Origin of the sequence: Paraburkholderia aspalathi (assembly GCF_905220735.1) — a bacterium.
GTDB lineage: Bacteria > Pseudomonadota > Gammaproteobacteria > Burkholderiales > Burkholderiaceae > Paraburkholderia > Paraburkholderia aspalathi.
In genome coordinates this window covers 233,664-251,336 of sequence record NZ_CAJNBA010000005.1, presented here as the reverse complement: position 1 = coordinate 251,336, position 17,673 = coordinate 233,664, and the positions used below count along the sequence as shown (strand labels likewise).

Below are 17,673 nucleotides of genomic sequence, written 5' to 3'. Positions count from 1 at the left end.
TCCGCGGTTTTTTTTCGCCTGTGCCTCGACGATCGGCCCTCCGGTCCGCTCATCGTCCGCCATATTCTGTTGCCACGCCCGTTCCCTACTGACACTACGCTGTCAGTAGCCCCCACGCACACTCCTTCTCACGCCATCCGGCGCTTTGCACGGCTTACCGCCATCCCCAGGAGAGTGTCATGTCCGCATCATCCAAAGTTGTTGCATGGTTTGAGATTCCGTCCGTCGATTTCGAGCGCGCTGTGCGCTTTTACGAAGCCGGGCTCGACGTCAAACTGAATCGTCAGGAAGTCGGCGGCCAGCCGATCGCCATCTTCGGCTACGAAGAACCGGCCACCGGCGGCGCGATCATCCATAGCCCGTCGATGACGCCCTCCGACGACGGCGTGCTCGTCTATCTAAACGCCCAACCGACCGTCGACGCCACCCTCGCCCGCATCGAAAAGGCCGGCGGCAAGACCGATGGTCCGGTGATCAAGCTGCCGCAGGACATCGGCTACATCGCGTTCTTCACCGACACGGAAGGCAACCGCCTTGGCCTGCATTCGCTGACCAACGGCTAACAGCCGACGCGGCGCACCAGCGCGGCGGCCAGCAGGCGCCGCGCAGAACGCCGACCGGAGCGCGGCATGCGGCGCTATCATCGCGGGACTGTTCCTGTCCTTTTCTACAAGACGCCCACGATGACGCGCCGCGCCGACCGTCTGTTCCAGATCGCCGAACTGTTGCGCGGACGGCGTCTGACCACCGCGCAACAACTCGCCGACTGGCTGCATATCTCACTGCGCACGGTCTATCGCGACGTGCGTGATCTGCAACTGTCAGGCGTGCCAATCGAAGGCGAAGCGGGCATCGGCTACCGGTTGAGCCGCGCGGCGAGCCTGCCGCCACTCACCTTCACCGTCGATGAACTGGCCGCGCTAGCGGCGGGCGCACGCATGCTCGAATCGTGGGGCGGCGCCGGCTTCGCGAGCGGCGCGCGCGGGGCGTTGGCGAAGATTGCCTCGGCCATGCCCGCCGACAAGCGCGCAACGATCGAACGTCTGGCGATCTTCGCGCCGTCGTTTCATATCAAAGCGGAGTTTTCAGCGAAAGTGGACGTGCTGCATCGGGCGATCGATGCACGTCAGGTGGTGAGTTTTGCCTATACCGACGCGAATAGCGCAGAAACCGAGCGGCGCGTGTGGCCGCTGTCGCTAGCTTATTGGGGCGCGCGCTGGACGCTCGGCGCGTGGTGCGAACTGCGCAGCGATTTCCGCAATTTCGGGTTGGAGAGAATCCGGGATCTTGCGGTACTCGAATCGTATCCGGATCAGGAAGGACGACGCCTGGCGGATTGGCTGCGTCATGTGAATGCGAAGCCGCGGTGAAGATGTAAATGCGGTTCGCGGCCCGCCGCGAGGCAGGCCGCCTGGCACAGTGGCGCGTTATTCCACCGCCTTCACCATGTCCTCAATCACCTTCTTCGCATCGCCGAACACCATCATCGTCTTGTCCATGTAGAACAGGTCGTTGTCGAGGCCGGCGTAACCCGCTGCCATCGACCGCTTGTTCACGATGACCGTGCGCGCCTTGTACGCTTCGATGATCGGCATGCCCGCGATCGGCGACTTCGGATCGTTCTTCGCGGCCGGATTCACCACGTCGTTTGCACCGAGCACCAGCACCACGTCGACCTGACCGAACTCGCCGTTGATATCGTCCATTTCGTAGACCATGTCGTACGGCACTTCGGCTTCGGCGAGCAGCACGTTCATGTGGCCCGGCATCCGTCCGGCCACCGGGTGAATCGCGTACTTCACCTCGATGCCCTTCTCGACCAGCTTGTCGGTCAGTTCCTTCAGTGCATGCTGCGCTCGCGCCACGGCGAGGCCATACCCCGGCACGATCACCACGGTTTCAGCATTGCCGAGCATGAACGAAGCATCATCAGCAGACCCGGATTTCACTGGACGCTGCTCTGCCGACCCACCCGCCGCTGCCGCACCTGCCTCGTTCCCGAAGCCACCAAGAATCACGTTGAAGAACGAGCGGTTCATCGCCCGGCACATGATGTACGACAGGATCGCACCCGACGAGCCCACCAGCGAGCCCGCGATGATCAGCATCGGATTGTTCAGCGAGAAGCCGATGCCCGCCGCCGCCCAGCCCGAGTACGAGTTAAGCATCGACACAACCACCGGCATATCCGCGCCGCCGATCGGGATGATGATCAGCACGCCGAGCACGAAGGCGATGATCGTCATGATGATGAACGGCAGCCAGGATTGCGTGAGGAAGAAGATCACGCCGAAGCCGAGCATCGCGATCGCGAGCAGCAGGTTGATCAGATGCTGCCCTGCATAGACGACCGGTGCGCCCTGGAACAGTCGGAACTTGTACTTGCCCGACAGCTTGCCGAACGCGATCACCGATCCGGAGAACGTGATCGCGCCGACGAATGTGCCGATGAACAGCTCGACGCGATTGCCGTATGGCAGGAAGCCCGGAATCGGATTGTCCGGATCGACCAGACCGAAGGCCGACGGCTCCGACACCACCGCATACGCAATACACACGGCCGCAAGACCGATCAGCGAGTGCATCGCCGCGACCAGTTCCGGCATCTTGGTCATCTCGACGCGCGCGGCGACAAACGCGCCGATCGCGCCGCCGATCACCAGTGCGACCAGCAACAGGCCGAGCCCTAATCCAAGATTCGAGCCGAGCGCATTCGCCTGTTTAACGATCAGCGCGATAGTGGTGAGGATCGCAATCGCCATCCCGACCATGCCGAAGGTATTGCCGGTGCGCGCCGTCTTCGGATTCGACAGCCCCTTGAGCGCCTGGATGAAACAGACCGACGCAACCAGATAAAGCAGCGTGACGACGTTCAGACTCATTACGCGTTCTCCTTGGCCGTCTTGTCAGCGATGAGCTTCTTCGGCTCTTTCTTCCTGAACATCTCCAGCATTCGCCTTGTCACCAGGAATCCGCCGAACACGTTCACTGCGGCGAGCGCGACGGCCAGCGTGCCGAAGAACTTGCCGGTGTCGCCCACGGTGAGGCCCGCTGCAAGCATCGCGCCGACGATCACGATCGCCGAGATCGCATTGGTCACGGCCATCAGTGGCGTGTGCAGCGCGGGCGTGACGTTCCAGACGACGTGGTAGCCGACGTAGATCGCCAGCACGAAGATGATCAGGTTAATAACGGTGTGGTTGATGACTTCCATCGCCGTTCTCCTATGCCTTGCGCGTGACTTCGCCGTCACGGGCCAGCAGCGTGGCCGCGACGATGTCGTCTGCGAGATCGATGTTCAGGGCGCCTTCCTTGGTGATGATCAGCTTCAGGAAGTCGAGCAGGTTGCGTGCGTAGAGTGACGACGCGTCGGCGGGGACCATCGAGGCCAGATTCGTATAGCCGACGATCTGCACGCCATGTTTCAGGACGACCTGATCCGCCTCGGTCAGCGGACAGTTGCCGCCACGACGGCCTTCGTACTCGGCGCCGCGTCCTGCCGCGAGGTCGACCAGCACGGAGCCGGGTTTCATCGCCTGCACGGTTTCTACCGAGATCAGCGTCGGTGCGGCGCGGCCTGGGATCAGGGCGGTCGAGATCACGACGTCAGCCTGTTTGGCCCGTTCGTGAACCAGTGCAGACTGACGCGCAAGCCACGAAGGCGGCATCGGCCGCGCGTAGCCACCGACGCCCTGCGCGGCTTCACGCTCCTCATCGGTTTCGTAAGGGACATCAAGGAATTTGGCGCCGAGCGATTCGATCTGCTCTTTCACCGCCGGACGCACGTCCGAGGCTTCGATCACGGCGCCCAGGCGCTTGGCGGTCGCGATGGCCTGCAAGCCCGCCACACCCGCGCCGAGAATCAGCACACGGGCCGCTTTCACGGTCCCGGCTGCCGTCATCAGCATCGGCATGAAGCGCGGATAAAGCGTGGCCGCCAGCAGCACCGCCTTGTACCCGGCGATGTTCGCCTGCGACGACAGCACGTCGAGGCTCTGCGCGCGGGTGGTTCTTGGCGCGGCTTCGAGCGCGAACGCAGTTATGCCCGCAGCCGCCAGCTTTGATGAGTTTTCGGTATTAAACGGATCGAGCATGCCGACCAGCGTCGCGCCGCGCTTCAGAAGCGGCAACTCGGCATCGGTCGGGGACTGAACCTTGAGGACCAGATCAGCCCCAAAGGCAGTAGCCGCATCGACGATTTCCGCGCCGGCGGCTGTAAAAGCTTCGTCAGGAAAGCTTGCGCCGGTGCCGGCGCCGCTCTGGATCGTGACCCGGTGGCCCTGGGTCACATACTTCTTGACCGTTTCGGGCGTCGCGGCGACGCGGGTTTCGTGCGCGCGCGTCTCGGCTGGCACTCCGATGTGCATCTTTTCTCCTCCTCGACTTCCTGTTTTACGACAGAGCTGCCGACGAGGCACGCCGGCTTGCAAGTGCAACGGCTAACGGCGTCACTTTAACCGAAACCTGGGGGTGCGCAGAAATCGGGGACAATCCGGGGGTGCCCGGCGACCGAGGTGGCTCGCCGGCTGCGGCTGGGCGGCACTCGCAGCCGTCCGCTCGCTTCCGGGCAGCCCAGGCCCATAAACGGTAAAATGCGCACCCATGAAACCGGAAACCTGGCTGCCGCACGTCACCGTTGCGGCCATCGTCGAGCGTGACGGGCGTTTTCTCGTGGTCGAGGAACATACCGCCGACGGCCTGCGCCTGAATCAGCCCGCCGGCCATCTGGAAGCGGGCGAAACGCTTCTGGAAGCGGTCATCCGCGAAACGCTCGAGGAAACCGCGCATCCGTTCACGCCCGAGGCGCTGGTCGGCATGTATATGACGCATTTCGAGCGGCCCGGCAGTGAGGGCGTGACGTATCTGCGCTTCACCTATTGCGGCACGAGCGGCACAGCGGATACCGAGCGCGCGCTCGATCCCGACATTGTCCGCACGCTGTGGATGAGCGCCGATGAATTGCGCGCCTGCCCCGAACGGCATCGCACGCCGCTTGTCATGCAATGTCTCGACGATTACCTCGCGGGACGGCGTTTCCCGCTCGACTTCGTGCACACGCATTCGGTCGGGCGCAAACAGGCGTAAATAGACGTACATAACCCGTCACAAACGGGCCTGATCCGTCACAAGCGGCCAGGCAGACGACAGGGCAACACGGTCAACCCACGATCAACGAAGTCACGCAGTACCCAGTGAGCACCTTATGAGCAAGCAGAAAGTCGTAGTAGGCATGTCGGGCGGCGTCGATTCGTCGGTTACCGCATGGCTGCTGAAGGAACAGGGCTACGACGTAGTCGGCCTGTTCATGAAAAACTGGGAAGACGATGACGACAGCGAGTACTGCTCGACGCGGCAGGACTGGATCGACGTCGTCTCGGTGGCGGACCTGATCGGCATCGACGTCGAAGCGGTCAACTTCGCCGCCGAATACAAAGACCGCGTGTTCGCCGAATTCCTGCGCGAATATTCGGCCGGCCGCACGCCAAATCCGGACGTGCTGTGCAACGCCGAAATCAAGTTCAAGGCCTTTCTCGATCACGCCATGTCGCTCGGCGCGGAAACCATCGCGACCGGCCACTATGCGCGCGTGCGGGAGAACAACGGCCGCTTCGAACTGCTGAAGGCCTTCGATCATACGAAAGACCAGTCTTACTTCCTGCATCGGCTGAATCAGGCGCAATTGTCGAAAACGCTGTTTCCGTTGGGCGAGATTCCGAAAACCAAAGTCCGCGAGATCGCCGAACAGATCGCGCTGCCGAATGCGAAGAAGAAAGATTCGACCGGCATCTGCTTCATCGGCGAACGGCCGTTTCGCGACTTCCTGAACCGCTATCTGCCGACCAAACCCGGTCCGATGAAAACTACCGACGGCAAAGTGGTCGGCGAACACATCGGCCTCGCCTTCTACACCTTCGGGCAACGCAAGGGCATCGGGCTCGGCGGCAGCAAGGAAGGCAGCGGCGAGCCGTGGTTCGTCGCCGGGAAGGATATTGCGTCGAACACGCTGTATGTCGCGCAAGGCCACGACCATCCGTGGCTGCTGAGCCATACGCTCTCAGCGGGCAATACGAGCTGGGTCGCGGGCGAGCCGCCGGCCGATGGTTTCGCGTGCGGCGCGAAAACCCGTTACCGGCAAGCGGACGCCCCGTGCTCCTTCAGCGCGGCAGGTGCCGGCGAGGGCCTTTTCGAGCTGAATTTCGACGCCGCGCAATGGGCTGTCACACCGGGGCAATCTGCGGTGCTCTACGATGGCGACGTATGTCTCGGCGGCGGCATCATCGAACACGCGGTGACCGGGCAGCCAACGGCGCGCCAGCCGCAACAGGCAGCGTTGCTCACCGCCCGTTGAACCATGAATTCGATCGTGCGGCAACGCTTTAGCGCCGCCGCACGCGCTTTACCTGCATGCCTCATCTTCAAGCTTCAGACTTCACGCTTCACCGATGCGCTTCACCTTCGAGCCGCAGCTCGTTTCACCATAACAAACAGGTGTTCGTTCCCCTCGCGGCAGACTCCGTTTGCGCCGACAGCGTTGACGATCCCTCCGCGACGATCCTCACTGCACTGGAGTCCCCATGTTTTCTCGACGTTATCTGGCGATGTGGTGCGCAGTCGTGCTGTTCGCCATCTGCGCTCTGTTTGCCGCGACGAATCACATTTCGTGGTTCTGGATCATCGTGCCGGTGGCGCTCGTCGCACTCGGCCTGTTCGATCTGACGCAGCAGCATCACGCGATTCTGCGTAACTATCCGTTGTGGGGCCACTTCCGTTTCCTGTTCGAATTCATCCGCCCGGAAATCCGCCAGTATTTCGTCGAGGACGATACCGACGAGAAACCGTTCTCGCGCGCACAACGCAGCATCGTCTATCAGCGCGCGAAGAACGACGTGGACAGCCGCCCGTACGGCACCGAGCTCGACGTCAAAGCCGTCGCGCACGAATGGATCAGCCACTCGCTCGCGCCGACCACGCTCGACAACCACGACTTCCGTATCGTGGTCGGACCCGATCGCGCGCAGCCTTATTCGATGTCGATCTTCAACGTCTCCGCGATGAGCTTCGGCTCGCTGTCGGCGAACGCGATCATGGCGCTGAACCTCGGCGCGAAGAAAGGCAATTTCGCGCACGACACCGGCGAAGGTTCGATGTCGAAATACCACCGCGAGCATGGCGGCGACATCATCTGGGAAATCGCCTCGGGCTACTTCGGCTGCCGTAACGACGACGGCACCTTCAGCGCGGAGAAGTTCGCGAAGCAGGCCGCCGAGCCGCAAGTGAAGATGATCGAGGTGAAGCTCTCGCAAGGCGCGAAGCCTGGTCACGGCGGCGTGCTGCCGGCCGCGAAGATCACACCCGAGATTGCGGAAACGCGCGGCGTGCCGATGGGCCGCGATTGCATCTCGCCCGCCACCCACTCCGAATTTTCGTCGCCGCGTGGCCTGCTCGAATTCGTCGACCGCTTGCGCACGCTGTCTGGAGGCAAGCCGACCGGGTTCAAGCTGTGCATCGGGCATCCGTGGGAATTTTTCGGCATTGCCAAGGCGATGCTGGAAACCGGGATTCTGCCGGACTTTATCGTGGTCGACGGTGCGGAAGGCGGCACGGGCGCCGCACCGTTGGAGTTCACCGATCACGTCGGCGTGCCGTTGCAAGAAGGCCTGCTGCTGGTGCACAACACGCTGGTCGGTATCGGCTTGCGTCAGCGCATCCGCATCGGCGCGAGCGGCAAGATGATTACCGCGTTCGATATCACCAAGACGCTGGCGATCGGCGCGGATTGGGTCAACGCGGCGCGTGGCTTCATGTTCGCGGTCGGCTGCATTCAGGCCCAGACCTGCCACACCGGCCGCTGCCCGACGGGCGTCGCGACGCAGGATCCGGTGCGTCAGCGTGCTTTGGTGGTGCCGGACAAGGCTGATCGTGTCTTCAACTTCCATCACAACACGCTCCATGCGCTGAAGGAAATCATTCAGGCGGCGGGGCTCAAACATCCGGCGGAACTGCGTGCGCATCACATCGTGCGGCGCGTGTCGTCGCATGAAGTGCGGTTGATGTCCGATCTGTTGAAGTATCTCGATCCGAACGATCTGCTGAACGGCAACTATCGCTACACGTTGTACGAGAAATATTGGCCGATGGCGCAAAGCGATTCGTTTGCGCCGAAAGTTGAACTGGCTGCGACGTAAGGCAATTGTGGCGACGATTGGCTTGTGAACCGGTCGCCGCCTAAGTCTTAGATTTTGACGACGAGTTCTTGCAGAAAGATAAGAATCCTTAAGAGCTCGTCTCATATACAAGGACAGCGGCGAATCGTACATTTGCGTGATCTTTTTCCCGCTCAATGTCCATGGTTACGCCCTCCCCTGCTTTGGTGCCGCTTGGCGCTCATACGCAACTCGTCCAGACCCGGCACGGCTGGATGCTCGCCAATCCGAACGACTTCTATCTAGGCCGCGCGCTCATCGAATACGGCGAATGCAGCGAACTCGAATCTGCCGTGTTGCGGCAGTTGCTGGTGCAGCCGGGCATCGTCGTGGAAGTCGGCGCGAATATCGGCGTGCATACGATCATGCTGGCGCGTGAGGCGCAGGCGCGTCGCCAAGTACTCGTCGCCTTTGAGCCTCAGCCGGTGATCTTTCAGAACCTCTGTGCGAATCTCGCGGCCAATGGTGTGCGTAACGTGCTCGCGTGGCCGTACGCGTGCGTGGCCGCAGCCGGGACGCTGTATTTCGCGCAACCGGACTACGATGCGCTGGGCAACTTTGGCGGCGTGTCGATGCAGACCGAGGCCGCAGCGAACACGCTCCCGGTTCCGTGCGTGCGGCTGGACGATGCGCTGCGCTCACATACCGTGGGGCTGCTGAAGCTCGACGTGGAAGGGTTCGAGTTGAACGCGTTGCTAGGCGCGCAAGAGACCATCACCCGCTCGCGACCTGTGATTTATGTGGAGAACGACCGGTTCGATCGGTCGCAAGCGTTGATCGAGTGGTTGTGGTCGAAGGAATACCGGTTGTGGTGGCACTTGCCGCCTTTGTTCAACCCAGACAATTTCTTTGAACGTGCGGAAAATATCTACGGTCGCTTGCTGTCGTGCAATATGCTCGCGCTTCCGCGGGAACTGGAGATGGAGATCGACGGGTTTGTCGAAGTGACGGACTCCGCCACGCACGCATTGATGAGTTTGAGCAGTTAGCGGACAGGACACCCCGACGAAACGAACAACTATCGGCCGCCTGAAGCGGCCTTTTTTCGTTTGAAGAACACTTCAATCCCCGTCCGACCCCGCAAAACGGACACCCCCCTCCCTTTCCGTTAAAATCTACGGTTTAGCACTTCGCTCCACGGCCAGCTCGCGCGCTCCGGCGTTTGCGGCGCGGCCCTATGCCCGAAAGGCACTTCATGCTCACGTTTCAGCAAATCATCCTGACACTGCAGTCCTACTGGGACAAGCAGGGTTGCGCGTTGCTCCAGCCGATCGATATGGAAGTCGGCGCGGGCACGTCCCACGTCCATACTTTCCTGCGCGCGATCGGCCCGGAACCGTGGCGAGCCGCCTACGTACAGCCGTCGCGCCGCCCGAAAGACGGCCGCTACGGCGAGAACCCGAACCGTCTGCAGCATTACTACCAGTACCAGGTCGTGCTGAAGCCAGCGCCGGAAAACATTCTCGACCTGTACCTCGGCTCGCTCGAAGCGCTCGGCTTCGATTTGAAGCAGAACGACGTGCGCTTCGTCGAAGACGACTGGGAAAATCCCACGCTCGGCGCCTGGGGTCTCGGCTGGGAAGTGTGGCTGAACGGCATGGAAGTCACCCAGTTCACTTACTTCCAACAAGTCGGCGGCCTGGATTGCAAGCCGGTGCTGGGCGAAATCACCTATGGTCTCGAACGTCTCGCGATGTACCTTCAGAAGGTCGAGAACGTCTACGACCTCGTCTGGACCGAGTGGGAAGAGCAAGGCCCGAACGGCCCGGAACTTCGCCGCCTGACTTACGGCGACGTGTACCACCAAAACGAAGTCGAACAGTCGACCTACAACTTCGAGCATGCGAACGTCGATCTGCTGTTCACGTTCTTCAACAGCTACGAAGCGGAAGCCAAGCGCATGATCGACGCACAGATCGCGCTGCCCGCGTATGAACTGGTGCTGAAGGCCGGCCACACGTTCAATCTGCTGGATGCCCGCGGCGCGATCTCCGTCACGGAACGCGCGGCGTATATCGGCCGGATTCGCGCGCTGTCGCGTCTGGTTGCACAGGCTTACTACGACTCGCGCGAAAAGCTCGGTTTTCCGATGCTCGGCAATCCGGTGCACGGCGTGCCCGGCCTGACCACCGACGCACAGGATGCCGCGATGCCCGCGTGGGCGCCGCCGCTCAAAATCGAACGCAAGATCGATCCGGACTGACGAGAACACCAAGAAATGACTCAACCCCATCAAGCTACCCTGCTCGTCGAGCTGCTGACCGAAGAACTGCCGCCGAAAGCGCTCGCGCGTCTCGGCGACGCGTTCGCCGAAGGCATTGCGCAGCGCCTCGCGGCGCGCGACCTGATCGAAGGCGAACTGTCGTTCGAACGTTACGCCACGCCGCGCCGTCTTGCCGTCACGATCAAGAACGTGCGTTCGGTCGCGCCGGAAAAACACGTGCGCGAAAAAGTGCTGCCGGTTTCCGTCGCGCTCGATAAAGACGGCCAGCCCACCGCGCCGCTCGCGAAGAAACTGGCTGCGCTCGGCTTCCCCGATTTTTCGGTGAACGACCTGGAGCGCGCGCAGGACGGCAAGGCCGAAGCTTTCTTCCTGCGCTACGCCGCGCCGGGCGCTACGCTCGCCGAAGGCCTGCAAGCCGCGCTCGACGAAACGCTCGCCAAACTGCCGATCCCGAAGGTGATGACGTATCAGCGCCCGGACGGCACCAATGTGCAGTTCGTGCGTCCTGTCCACCGTCTGACCACCTTGCACGGCGAACAGGTCGTGCCGGTCACGGCACTGGGCGTCGATGCAGACGACACCACACTCGGCCACCGCTTCCTGTCCGAAGGCCTCGTGCAGATCCAGCACGCGGATTCTTACGCCGACACGCTGATGCACAAGGGCCGTGTGGTCGCGAATTTCGCCGACCGCAAGGAAGCCATCCGCACGCATCTGCTCGCGCAAGCCGACGGCGACCAGGTCGTCATGCCCGAATCGCTGCTGGATGAAGTGAACTCGCTGGTCGAATGGCCGGTGGTTTACGCCTGCCGCTTCGAGGACGAATTCCTGCAAGTGCCGCAGGAATGCCTGATCCTGACAATGCAGACGAACCAGAAATACTTCGCGTTGACGGATGCGAACGGCAAGCTGCGCTCGCGCTTCCTGATCGTGTCGAACATCGAAACGAAAACGCCTGGCGATATCGTCGAAGGCAACGAACGCGTGGTGCGTCCGCGTCTGGCCGATGCCAAGTTCTTCTTCGAGCAGGACAAGAAGAAGCCGCTCGCCGATCGCGTGCCGCTGCTCGCGAACGTCGTGTATCACAACAAGCTGGGTTCGGCGCTGCAACGCGTCGAGCGCGTCGAAGCGCTGGCGGGGGCAATTGCCTCGCTGATCGGCGCGGATGTCGCGCTAGCGAAGCGCGCTGCGCGTCTGGCCAAGGCCGACCTGATCACCGACATGGTCGGTGAATTCCCCGAGCTGCAAGGCACGATGGGCACGTACTACGCGCGCCACGACGGCGAGCCGGAAGAAGTCGCGCTGGCATGCTCGGAACATTATCAGCCGCGCTTCTCCGGCGATGCCTTGCCGGCCACGGCAACCGGCACCGTCGTCGCGCTCGCCGACAAGCTCGAAACACTGGTCGGCATCTGGGGCATCGGCCTGCAACCCACCGGTGAGAAAGACCCGTTCGCGCTGCGCCGTCATGCGCTCGGCGTGTTGCGGATTCTGGTCGAGAAGCAATTGCCGGTCGATCTGATCGAATTGCTGCGCACCGCTTACGCGCAATTCGCCGCCGTGCCGGGCGTCGCCGATTCGACGCAAGCAATCTACGAATTCAGCATGGACCGCCTGCGCGGTCTGCTGCGCGAACGCGGCTACGCGCCGGGCGAAATCGACGCAGTGCTGGCACTGAACCCGACGCGCCTCGACGATATCGTCGCGCGCCTGGATGCAGTGCGCGAATTCGCAGCGCTGCCGGAAGCCGCATCGCTCGCGGCGGCCAACAAGCGGATTTCGAACATCCTGAAGAAATCGGAAGGTTCGGCGACCAGCGGCGTGCAGGTTGCACTGCTGACCGAAGCGGCCGAAAAAGCCTTGTACGCGCAACTCGAACAGGTTGCACCGCGCGTGCAGACGCAACTCGCCGCACGCGACTACACGGGCGCACTCACCGCGCTCGCCGCGCTGCGCGAACCGGTCGACACCTTCTTCAACGACGTGATGGTCAACGCCGAAGATCCGGCGTTGCGCGCCAACCGTTTGGCTTTGCTCGGCGCGCTGCATCAGCAGATGAATTGCGTCGCCGACATTTCCCGACTCGCCGCCTGAGCCCCGCGCCATGCCGACCAAAAAAGTGGTGATCCTCGACCGCGACGGCGTGATCAACGTCGATTCCGACGCGTTCATCAAGTCGCCGGACGAATGGGTTGCCCTGCCCGGTTCGCTCGAAGCGATCGCGCGCCTCAACCAGGCAGGTTATCGCGTGGCGGTCGCGACCAACCAGTCGGGCATCGGCCGCGGTCTCTTCGACATGAACGCGCTCAATGCGATGCATCTGAAAATGCATCGCATGGCGGCGGCGGTCGGCGGTCGCATCGACGCCGTGTTCTTCTGCCCGCACACGGCGCAAGATCACTGCGAATGCCGCAAACCGAAACCCGGCATGCTCAAGATGATCGCCGAACGTTTCGAAGTCGATCCGCACCATACGCCGGTGGTCGGCGACGCGATGCGCGACCTGCAAGCGGGCGCCTCGCTCGGCCATCCGACGCATCTGGTGCTGACCGGCAAGGGCCGCAAGACGCTTGCAGCGGGCGGCTTGCCCGAGGGCGCGCGCGTGCACGACGACCTGCGCGCGTTCGCACTCGACTTCCTTTCCGACGCTCACGAGTGACGCGCGCCACGCGCGTCCCCAACTCTCACCGACCACGCCGATGCGCTTCATCCGTTCTTTGCTGCTGCTGATCTACTTCGTGCTCTTCACGGTGCCGTACGCAACCGCGTGCTTCATCGCGTTCCCGTTCATGCGCGCCGACAATCGCTACTGGATGGCGGCCGGCTGGTGCCGCGCCACGCTTCACACGGTGCGCTGGCTGAACGGCATCCGCTACAAGATCGAGGGCTATGAGAACCTGCCTAACGGTCCGGCCGTGCTGCTGTCGAAGCATCAATCAGCCTGGGAAACGCTGGCGTTTCCGGCACTGATGCCGCGGCCGCTGTGCTACGTGTTCAAGCGCGAGCTGCTGTACGTGCCGTTTTTCGGCTGGGCATTGGGCATGTTGAAAATGGTCCATATCGACCGCAAGGAAGGCAAGTACGCGTTCGAATCCGTCATCAAGCAAGGCAAGCAACGCATGGCCGAAGGCGCCTGGGTCATCATGTTTCCGGAAGGCACACGTACGCCGACCGGCAAGCAAGGCAAGTACAAAACCGGCGGCGCGCGTTTTGCGATTGCCACCGGCGCGCCGGTCGTGCCGATCGCGCACAACGCCGGACGTCTGTGGCCGCGCAACTCGTTTCTCAAATATGCGGGTATAGTCACAGTGTCGATCGGCAAGCCGATCGACACGACGGGGCTCACGCCCGATGAAGTGAACACGCGCGTCGAACAGTGGATCGAAGCTGAAATGCGCCGCATCGATCCTACTGCGTACCGCGCGGCGGAAAGCAGCTCCGCCGCCGCACCAATCTGACGCGCCCGCGCCCTCGAAGGCGCATTTGCGCGAAGCCGAATCCGATGCAGAAGTCTCCTACGTCGCAGCCCGCTGCGGCGCTCGATAACCGGCAGCTCGATCTCCCGCTCTTCGCCGAGCCGGGGTCGACGTCGTCGTCCCCAACACCCTCGGCACCATCAACGGGCTCGCAGAGCGGGCAGCAGCCGGCCGTGCCACTCGCACCGGACGGCACCAAGCTGCGCAGCCTCACCATCGGTTCGCGCACGCTGCACTATGCGCTCAAGCGCTCGGCACGCCGCTCGATCGGCTTTGCGATCGACAGCACCGGCCTGATGATCACCGCACCACGTTGGGTCACGCTCGCCGATATCGAAACCGCGATCACCGAAAAGCAACGCTGGATTTTCGCGAAGCTAATCGAATGGCAAACGCGTGTCGAACAGCGCGCGTTGCCCAAGGTCGACTGGAAAGATGGTGCCGAAGTGCCGTATCTCGGCCAGCCGGTGCGCGTGAAGCTCGGTTCGCCGCAAGGCACGCTCGCGTTCAATGCGGATGAAGCCGCACTGCAAGTGCCGCTGCCGTTGCAAGCGGACCCGCAGCAGATCAAGGATCGTGTGCAGGGCTGGCTGCAAGGTGAAGCAAAGCGCCTGTTCGGCGAGCGCCTTGCAATCTATGCCGAGAAGCTCGGCGTCAACTATCGCGCGTATGCGCTCTCTTCGGCGGCCACGCGTTGGGGCAGCTGTTCGAGCGATGGGAAAATCCGCCTGAACTGGCGGCTGATTCACTTCCCGCTGTCGATCATCGATTACGTCGTGGCGCACGAACTCGCGCATCTGCGCGAGATGAATCACAGTCCGCGCTTCTGGCAGACTGTGGAATCGATTTTTCCGGAATTCCGCGAAGCGCGGCAGACGTTGAAGTCGCATCCGCCGGAATTGCTGCCGACGCTTTGAGGCATTCGGGCTATCTTCGGCCATGAAGCCTTGAAGCTGGCGCCTCGACGCGAAGCGCCAGTTTTCTGAAACCCGCAGATCACTCCGTGCAGAAAGTTTCCTGCAAGTGACGCCACGTCACCTTGCCGTGCGCGTCGAGATCCATCACCGCCGTCGAGCGCCGCACGTTCGCATTGCCCGCGTTGTCGCGTTGATACTCCCGATATTTCACCACCGCGCCCGACGGATACTCGGACACGATCTCCATATCGCGAATCGTGATCTGCGAGCCGGGACGCGCACCGTTCAGCTTCGCAAAAATCTCGCGCAGGCCAGCGTGGTCCAGTGCGAGACCGGAAGGCATCACCAGCGTGAATTGCGGAGCGAAGCGCGCCATGATGCGATCCAGCGCGCCGTGATCCGCGGAGCCGTCGAACAAAGTCTGGATTTCGACGTGGATGTCGTCGAGTTCTTTGAAGTAGGGATTGCCGTTATTCATTGCGTGTCCTCGCCCGGCCGCTTCCGTCACTTTTTCTTCTGGATGAACTCGATCTTGTAGCCGTCCGGATCTTCGACGAAAGCGATCACGGTGGTGCCGTGTTTCATCGGACCGGCTTCGCGGACAACCTTACCGCCCTGGGCCTTGATCTTGTCACAGGCAGCGTATGCGTCAGCGACTTCGACGGCGAGGTGCCCGAAGCCGGAGCCGAGGTCGTACTTCGGCGTGTCCCAGTTGTGCGTGAGTTCGAGAACGGTGCCGTCACGTTCGTCTTCATAGCCGACGAAAGCCAGCGTGAATTTGCCTTCCGGATAATCGTCGCGGCGCAGCAATTTCATCCCGAGCAGCTCGGTGTAGAACGCAATCGAACGGTCCAGGTCGCCGACCCGGAGCATGGTGTGAAGCAGGCGCATCGTGTACTCCCAAGTGCGTGATGTCGAGAACGACAATGTACCCGGAATCACGCTGCGCTGCAGGGAGCGCCGCAGCCGTTTTCGGTGCTGCGCCGATACGCCGATGCGAGCCGCTTCTATCGCGTAGTGAGTGCGGGCATACGCTGCGCGGGCCGGTCGAAGCAATCGAAGAATCTGCGCAACAGCTCGGCCGTGCCGCGCTCCAGTACTACTGTGCCGTTCTCGATGCACTTGGGCAACTGCGACGCCATGTCGCGCAACATGCCGTACAGGGTGCTGGTTTCCAGCGCGAGTTGAACATCGATCGCCGATGGTGTGCGCTCGTGAATCTGCAACACGCCACGCCGCAATTCGAGCGCATGCGTTTCGTTGCGATCCGTCACGCGGAATGCGAGTGTCATCTGCACATCGGCGCAACGTTCCGGATCGACGTTCACGCTAAAGCGCTGGAACACATTGCGCAGCGGTTGGGCACGCAACACGTCGGTCGAGGCGAGGCTCGAGCTACCCGCGAACGGTAGCTCATCGTAGGCGTGTTCGAGTTCGCGCGCCGCGCTCAGATACCAGTTGCGCCAGTTGGTGTTCACCGTGCGGTAGCCCAGCTCGCGCAACGCGCTCGCCTTGATGTTGCGGGCGTCGGCGTCGTTTGTATCGAGGCGCACCAGCAGCGTGGCCAGTTCCGCGGCCCAGCGCCAGTCGCCGTCACCCAGGGCGATACGTGCAGCGGCACGCACCGCCTCCACGCCGCCCATCATCTTCACCATGCGCTGCGAACGTTCGGCGCGCGGCAGCGGATCGAGTGACGCCGGATCGCCATCGAACCAGCCGAGCTGGCCGCTATACACCTGCCGCACCGAATGCTTGACCGTGCCGTAATACTCGCCAAGCCACGCGTGTTCCGCGAGATGCGGCGGCAGCGCGGGAATCGCCTCAGCAAGTTCGTCCGGGCTCAGGCCGAAGTTCATGTGGCGAATGGTCTGGTCGTGGATGAACTGGATGGCGTCGCGATACACGCACAGCACCTCGGCGACATACTGCGCGCCCGATACCGGACGGCCATGCGCCGGCACCATATGCGCCGCGTTGAAGCCGCGCATCATATCGATTGTCTGATACCAGCGCACCGGGTCGCGATAACGCGTGCCGCGCAGCGTGTGCACGTTCGCGAGACACTCACCCTGGATCACTTCCGCTGACAGCAGCACGCCAAGCTCAGGCAGCCACATGACGATTTCGTCGTCGGCTTCGGAAGGCGCGTAGCGGAACTCGAAACGCACGCCGGCTAGCACGATATCGAGCTTGTCGTCGAACACGCGGGTCGGCGCAAAGAAGCTCGCCGGCTCGGCGATCAGCACCGGCCCGATGCCCGCGTTGACCTTACCGGTCGCGCCGGCCGGCAGCAGCGTGCCGAAGCTGTAGGCCGAACGCGTGGCGAGAATCGGTGCGACGAGGTTCGCGTTGTTGATCACCGTGTCCATCAACGAGCGATGCGCGATGATCTCGACGCTACCCGCCTCGAGCGCGGCTTCATCGACGAAAGCGCGCACGCCGCCGGTGTGGTCCGTGTGGTTGTGCGTATAGACGACCGCCTTGACCGGCAGATCGGCATGACGCGGATCGATCGCGCAGAAGTCTTCATAGATGCGCTTCGCAGCCGACACCGCCTCAGTCGCATCGATGACCACGACGCCGTCGTCACCCACCACGAAGATGATGTTCGCGATCGCGTAGCCGACCGCGCAATACACGCGTTCGGCGACACGATAGAGACGCTGCGCCATGCGCCGCGAGTGTTCGGTCAGGCGCGGCGGCACGGTTGGTGCGGCGACGGCGTAGGCGAGATTCACGCCTGCATCGAACGCGACATCGAGCGGCTCGCCGATATGCGGCGCATCGAAGGCGGGATTGCGGACCCGTTCGGGGCAACATGAGTTCATGCGGTGTCTCCTTGAATATTTGTC

The 17,673-nt window shown here is 62.4% G+C and carries 17 protein-coding genes; 11 read left to right on the top strand and 6 right to left on the bottom strand.

All coding sequences use genetic code 11. The features are described 5' to 3' along the window. Positions 1 to 179: 179 nt before the first annotated feature. Together KHO30_RS27770 and KHO30_RS27765 are read left to right on the top strand one after the other, a co-directional pair. A complete protein-coding gene (locus tag KHO30_RS27770) occupies positions 180 to 563 on the top strand; it encodes a VOC family protein (RefSeq protein ID WP_093644591.1) in 384 nt (127 codons plus the stop codon). Between the two features lie 66 nt (positions 564 to 629). Further along, complete coding sequence (locus KHO30_RS27765; RefSeq protein ID WP_211702934.1) at positions 630 to 1,370, top strand: helix-turn-helix transcriptional regulator; 741 nt, start codon at positions 630 to 632, stop codon at positions 1,368 to 1,370. Between the two features lie 57 nt (positions 1,371 to 1,427). On the opposite strand, the gene KHO30_RS27760 is transcribed toward KHO30_RS27765, so the two are convergent. The 3 genes from KHO30_RS27760 to KHO30_RS27750 are packed head-to-tail and all read right to left on the bottom strand — an operon-like array spanning position 1,428 to position 4,367. Beyond that, complete coding sequence (locus KHO30_RS27760) at positions 1,428 to 2,882, bottom strand: NAD(P)(+) transhydrogenase (Re/Si-specific) subunit beta (protein WP_175052100.1); 1,455 nt, start codon at positions 2,880 to 2,882, stop codon at positions 1,428 to 1,430. Next, a complete protein-coding gene (locus KHO30_RS27755; protein WP_028198874.1) occupies positions 2,882 to 3,214 on the bottom strand; it encodes an NAD(P) transhydrogenase subunit alpha part 2 in 333 nt (110 codons plus the stop codon). The genes KHO30_RS27760 and KHO30_RS27755 overlap by 1 nt, the downstream gene beginning before the upstream one ends. Positions 3,215 to 3,224: 10 nt before the next feature. Beyond that, positions 3,225 to 4,367, bottom strand: coding sequence for a Re/Si-specific NAD(P)(+) transhydrogenase subunit alpha (locus KHO30_RS27750; protein WP_171926300.1), 1,143 nt, complete (start codon positions 4,365 to 4,367; stop codon positions 3,225 to 3,227). 235 nt (positions 4,368 to 4,602) lie between these two features. Here KHO30_RS27750 and KHO30_RS27745 point away from each other — a divergent pair, with 235 nt between their 5' ends. The 9 genes from KHO30_RS27745 (at position 4,603) to KHO30_RS27705 (ending at position 14,821) form a co-directional block, all read left to right on the top strand. Further along, positions 4,603 to 5,085 carry an NUDIX hydrolase gene (locus tag KHO30_RS27745; RefSeq protein ID WP_211702933.1) on the top strand — a complete coding sequence of 161 codons (483 nt, stop codon included), beginning with the start codon at positions 4,603 to 4,605 and terminating at the stop codon, positions 5,083 to 5,085. A 118-nt stretch (positions 5,086 to 5,203) separates the two neighbouring features. Further along, a complete protein-coding gene (gene mnmA / locus KHO30_RS27740) occupies positions 5,204 to 6,349 on the top strand; it encodes a tRNA 2-thiouridine(34) synthase MnmA (protein ID WP_054037731.1) in 1,146 nt (381 codons plus the stop codon). 226 nt (positions 6,350 to 6,575) lie between these two features. Beyond that, positions 6,576 to 8,186, top strand: a complete 1,611-nt coding sequence (locus KHO30_RS27735) for an FMN-binding glutamate synthase family protein (protein ID WP_093646557.1) — start codon at positions 6,576 to 6,578, stop codon at positions 8,184 to 8,186. A gap of 161 nt (positions 8,187 to 8,347) precedes the next feature. Beyond that, a complete protein-coding gene (locus KHO30_RS27730; RefSeq protein ID WP_244864148.1) occupies positions 8,348 to 9,193 on the top strand; it encodes an FkbM family methyltransferase in 846 nt (281 codons plus the stop codon). Between the two features lie 206 nt (positions 9,194 to 9,399). Further along, a complete protein-coding gene (gene glyQ / locus KHO30_RS27725) occupies positions 9,400 to 10,407 on the top strand; it encodes a glycine--tRNA ligase subunit alpha (RefSeq protein ID WP_093646553.1) in 1,008 nt (335 codons plus the stop codon). Between the two features lie 15 nt (positions 10,408 to 10,422). Then, positions 10,423 to 12,522, top strand: a complete 2,100-nt coding sequence (glyS, locus tag KHO30_RS27720) for a glycine--tRNA ligase subunit beta (RefSeq protein WP_211702931.1) — start codon at positions 10,423 to 10,425, stop codon at positions 12,520 to 12,522. Between the two features lie 10 nt (positions 12,523 to 12,532). After that, positions 12,533 to 13,087, top strand: a complete 555-nt coding sequence (gene gmhB / locus KHO30_RS27715; protein WP_211702930.1) for a D-glycero-beta-D-manno-heptose 1,7-bisphosphate 7-phosphatase — start codon at positions 12,533 to 12,535, stop codon at positions 13,085 to 13,087. 40 nt (positions 13,088 to 13,127) lie between these two features. Continuing rightward, positions 13,128 to 13,886, top strand: coding sequence for a lysophospholipid acyltransferase family protein (locus KHO30_RS27710; protein ID WP_093646546.1), 759 nt, complete (start codon positions 13,128 to 13,130; stop codon positions 13,884 to 13,886). A 44-nt stretch (positions 13,887 to 13,930) separates the two neighbouring features. Continuing rightward, the gene (locus tag KHO30_RS27705) at positions 13,931 to 14,821 is read left to right on the top strand and encodes a M48 family metallopeptidase (RefSeq protein ID WP_175052091.1); all 891 of its coding nucleotides are present in this window, start codon (positions 13,931 to 13,933) and stop codon (positions 14,819 to 14,821) included. 79 nt (positions 14,822 to 14,900) lie between these two features. Here the strand turns inward: KHO30_RS27705 and KHO30_RS27700 are convergent, their stop codons facing one another. The 3 genes from KHO30_RS27700 to KHO30_RS27690 form a co-directional block, all read right to left on the bottom strand. Then, complete coding sequence (locus KHO30_RS27700) at positions 14,901 to 15,299, bottom strand: hypothetical protein (protein WP_093646541.1); 399 nt, start codon at positions 15,297 to 15,299, stop codon at positions 14,901 to 14,903. A gap of 26 nt (positions 15,300 to 15,325) precedes the next feature. Beyond that, positions 15,326 to 15,712, bottom strand: a complete 387-nt coding sequence (gene gloA / locus KHO30_RS27695; RefSeq protein WP_093646538.1) for a lactoylglutathione lyase — start codon at positions 15,710 to 15,712, stop codon at positions 15,326 to 15,328. 116 nt (positions 15,713 to 15,828) lie between these two features. After that, on the bottom strand, positions 15,829 to 17,649 hold the full coding sequence (locus KHO30_RS27690; RefSeq protein WP_211702929.1) for an alkyl sulfatase dimerization domain-containing protein: 1,821 nt from the start codon (positions 17,647 to 17,649) through the stop codon (positions 15,829 to 15,831). Positions 17,650 to 17,673: the final 24 nt, after the last annotated feature.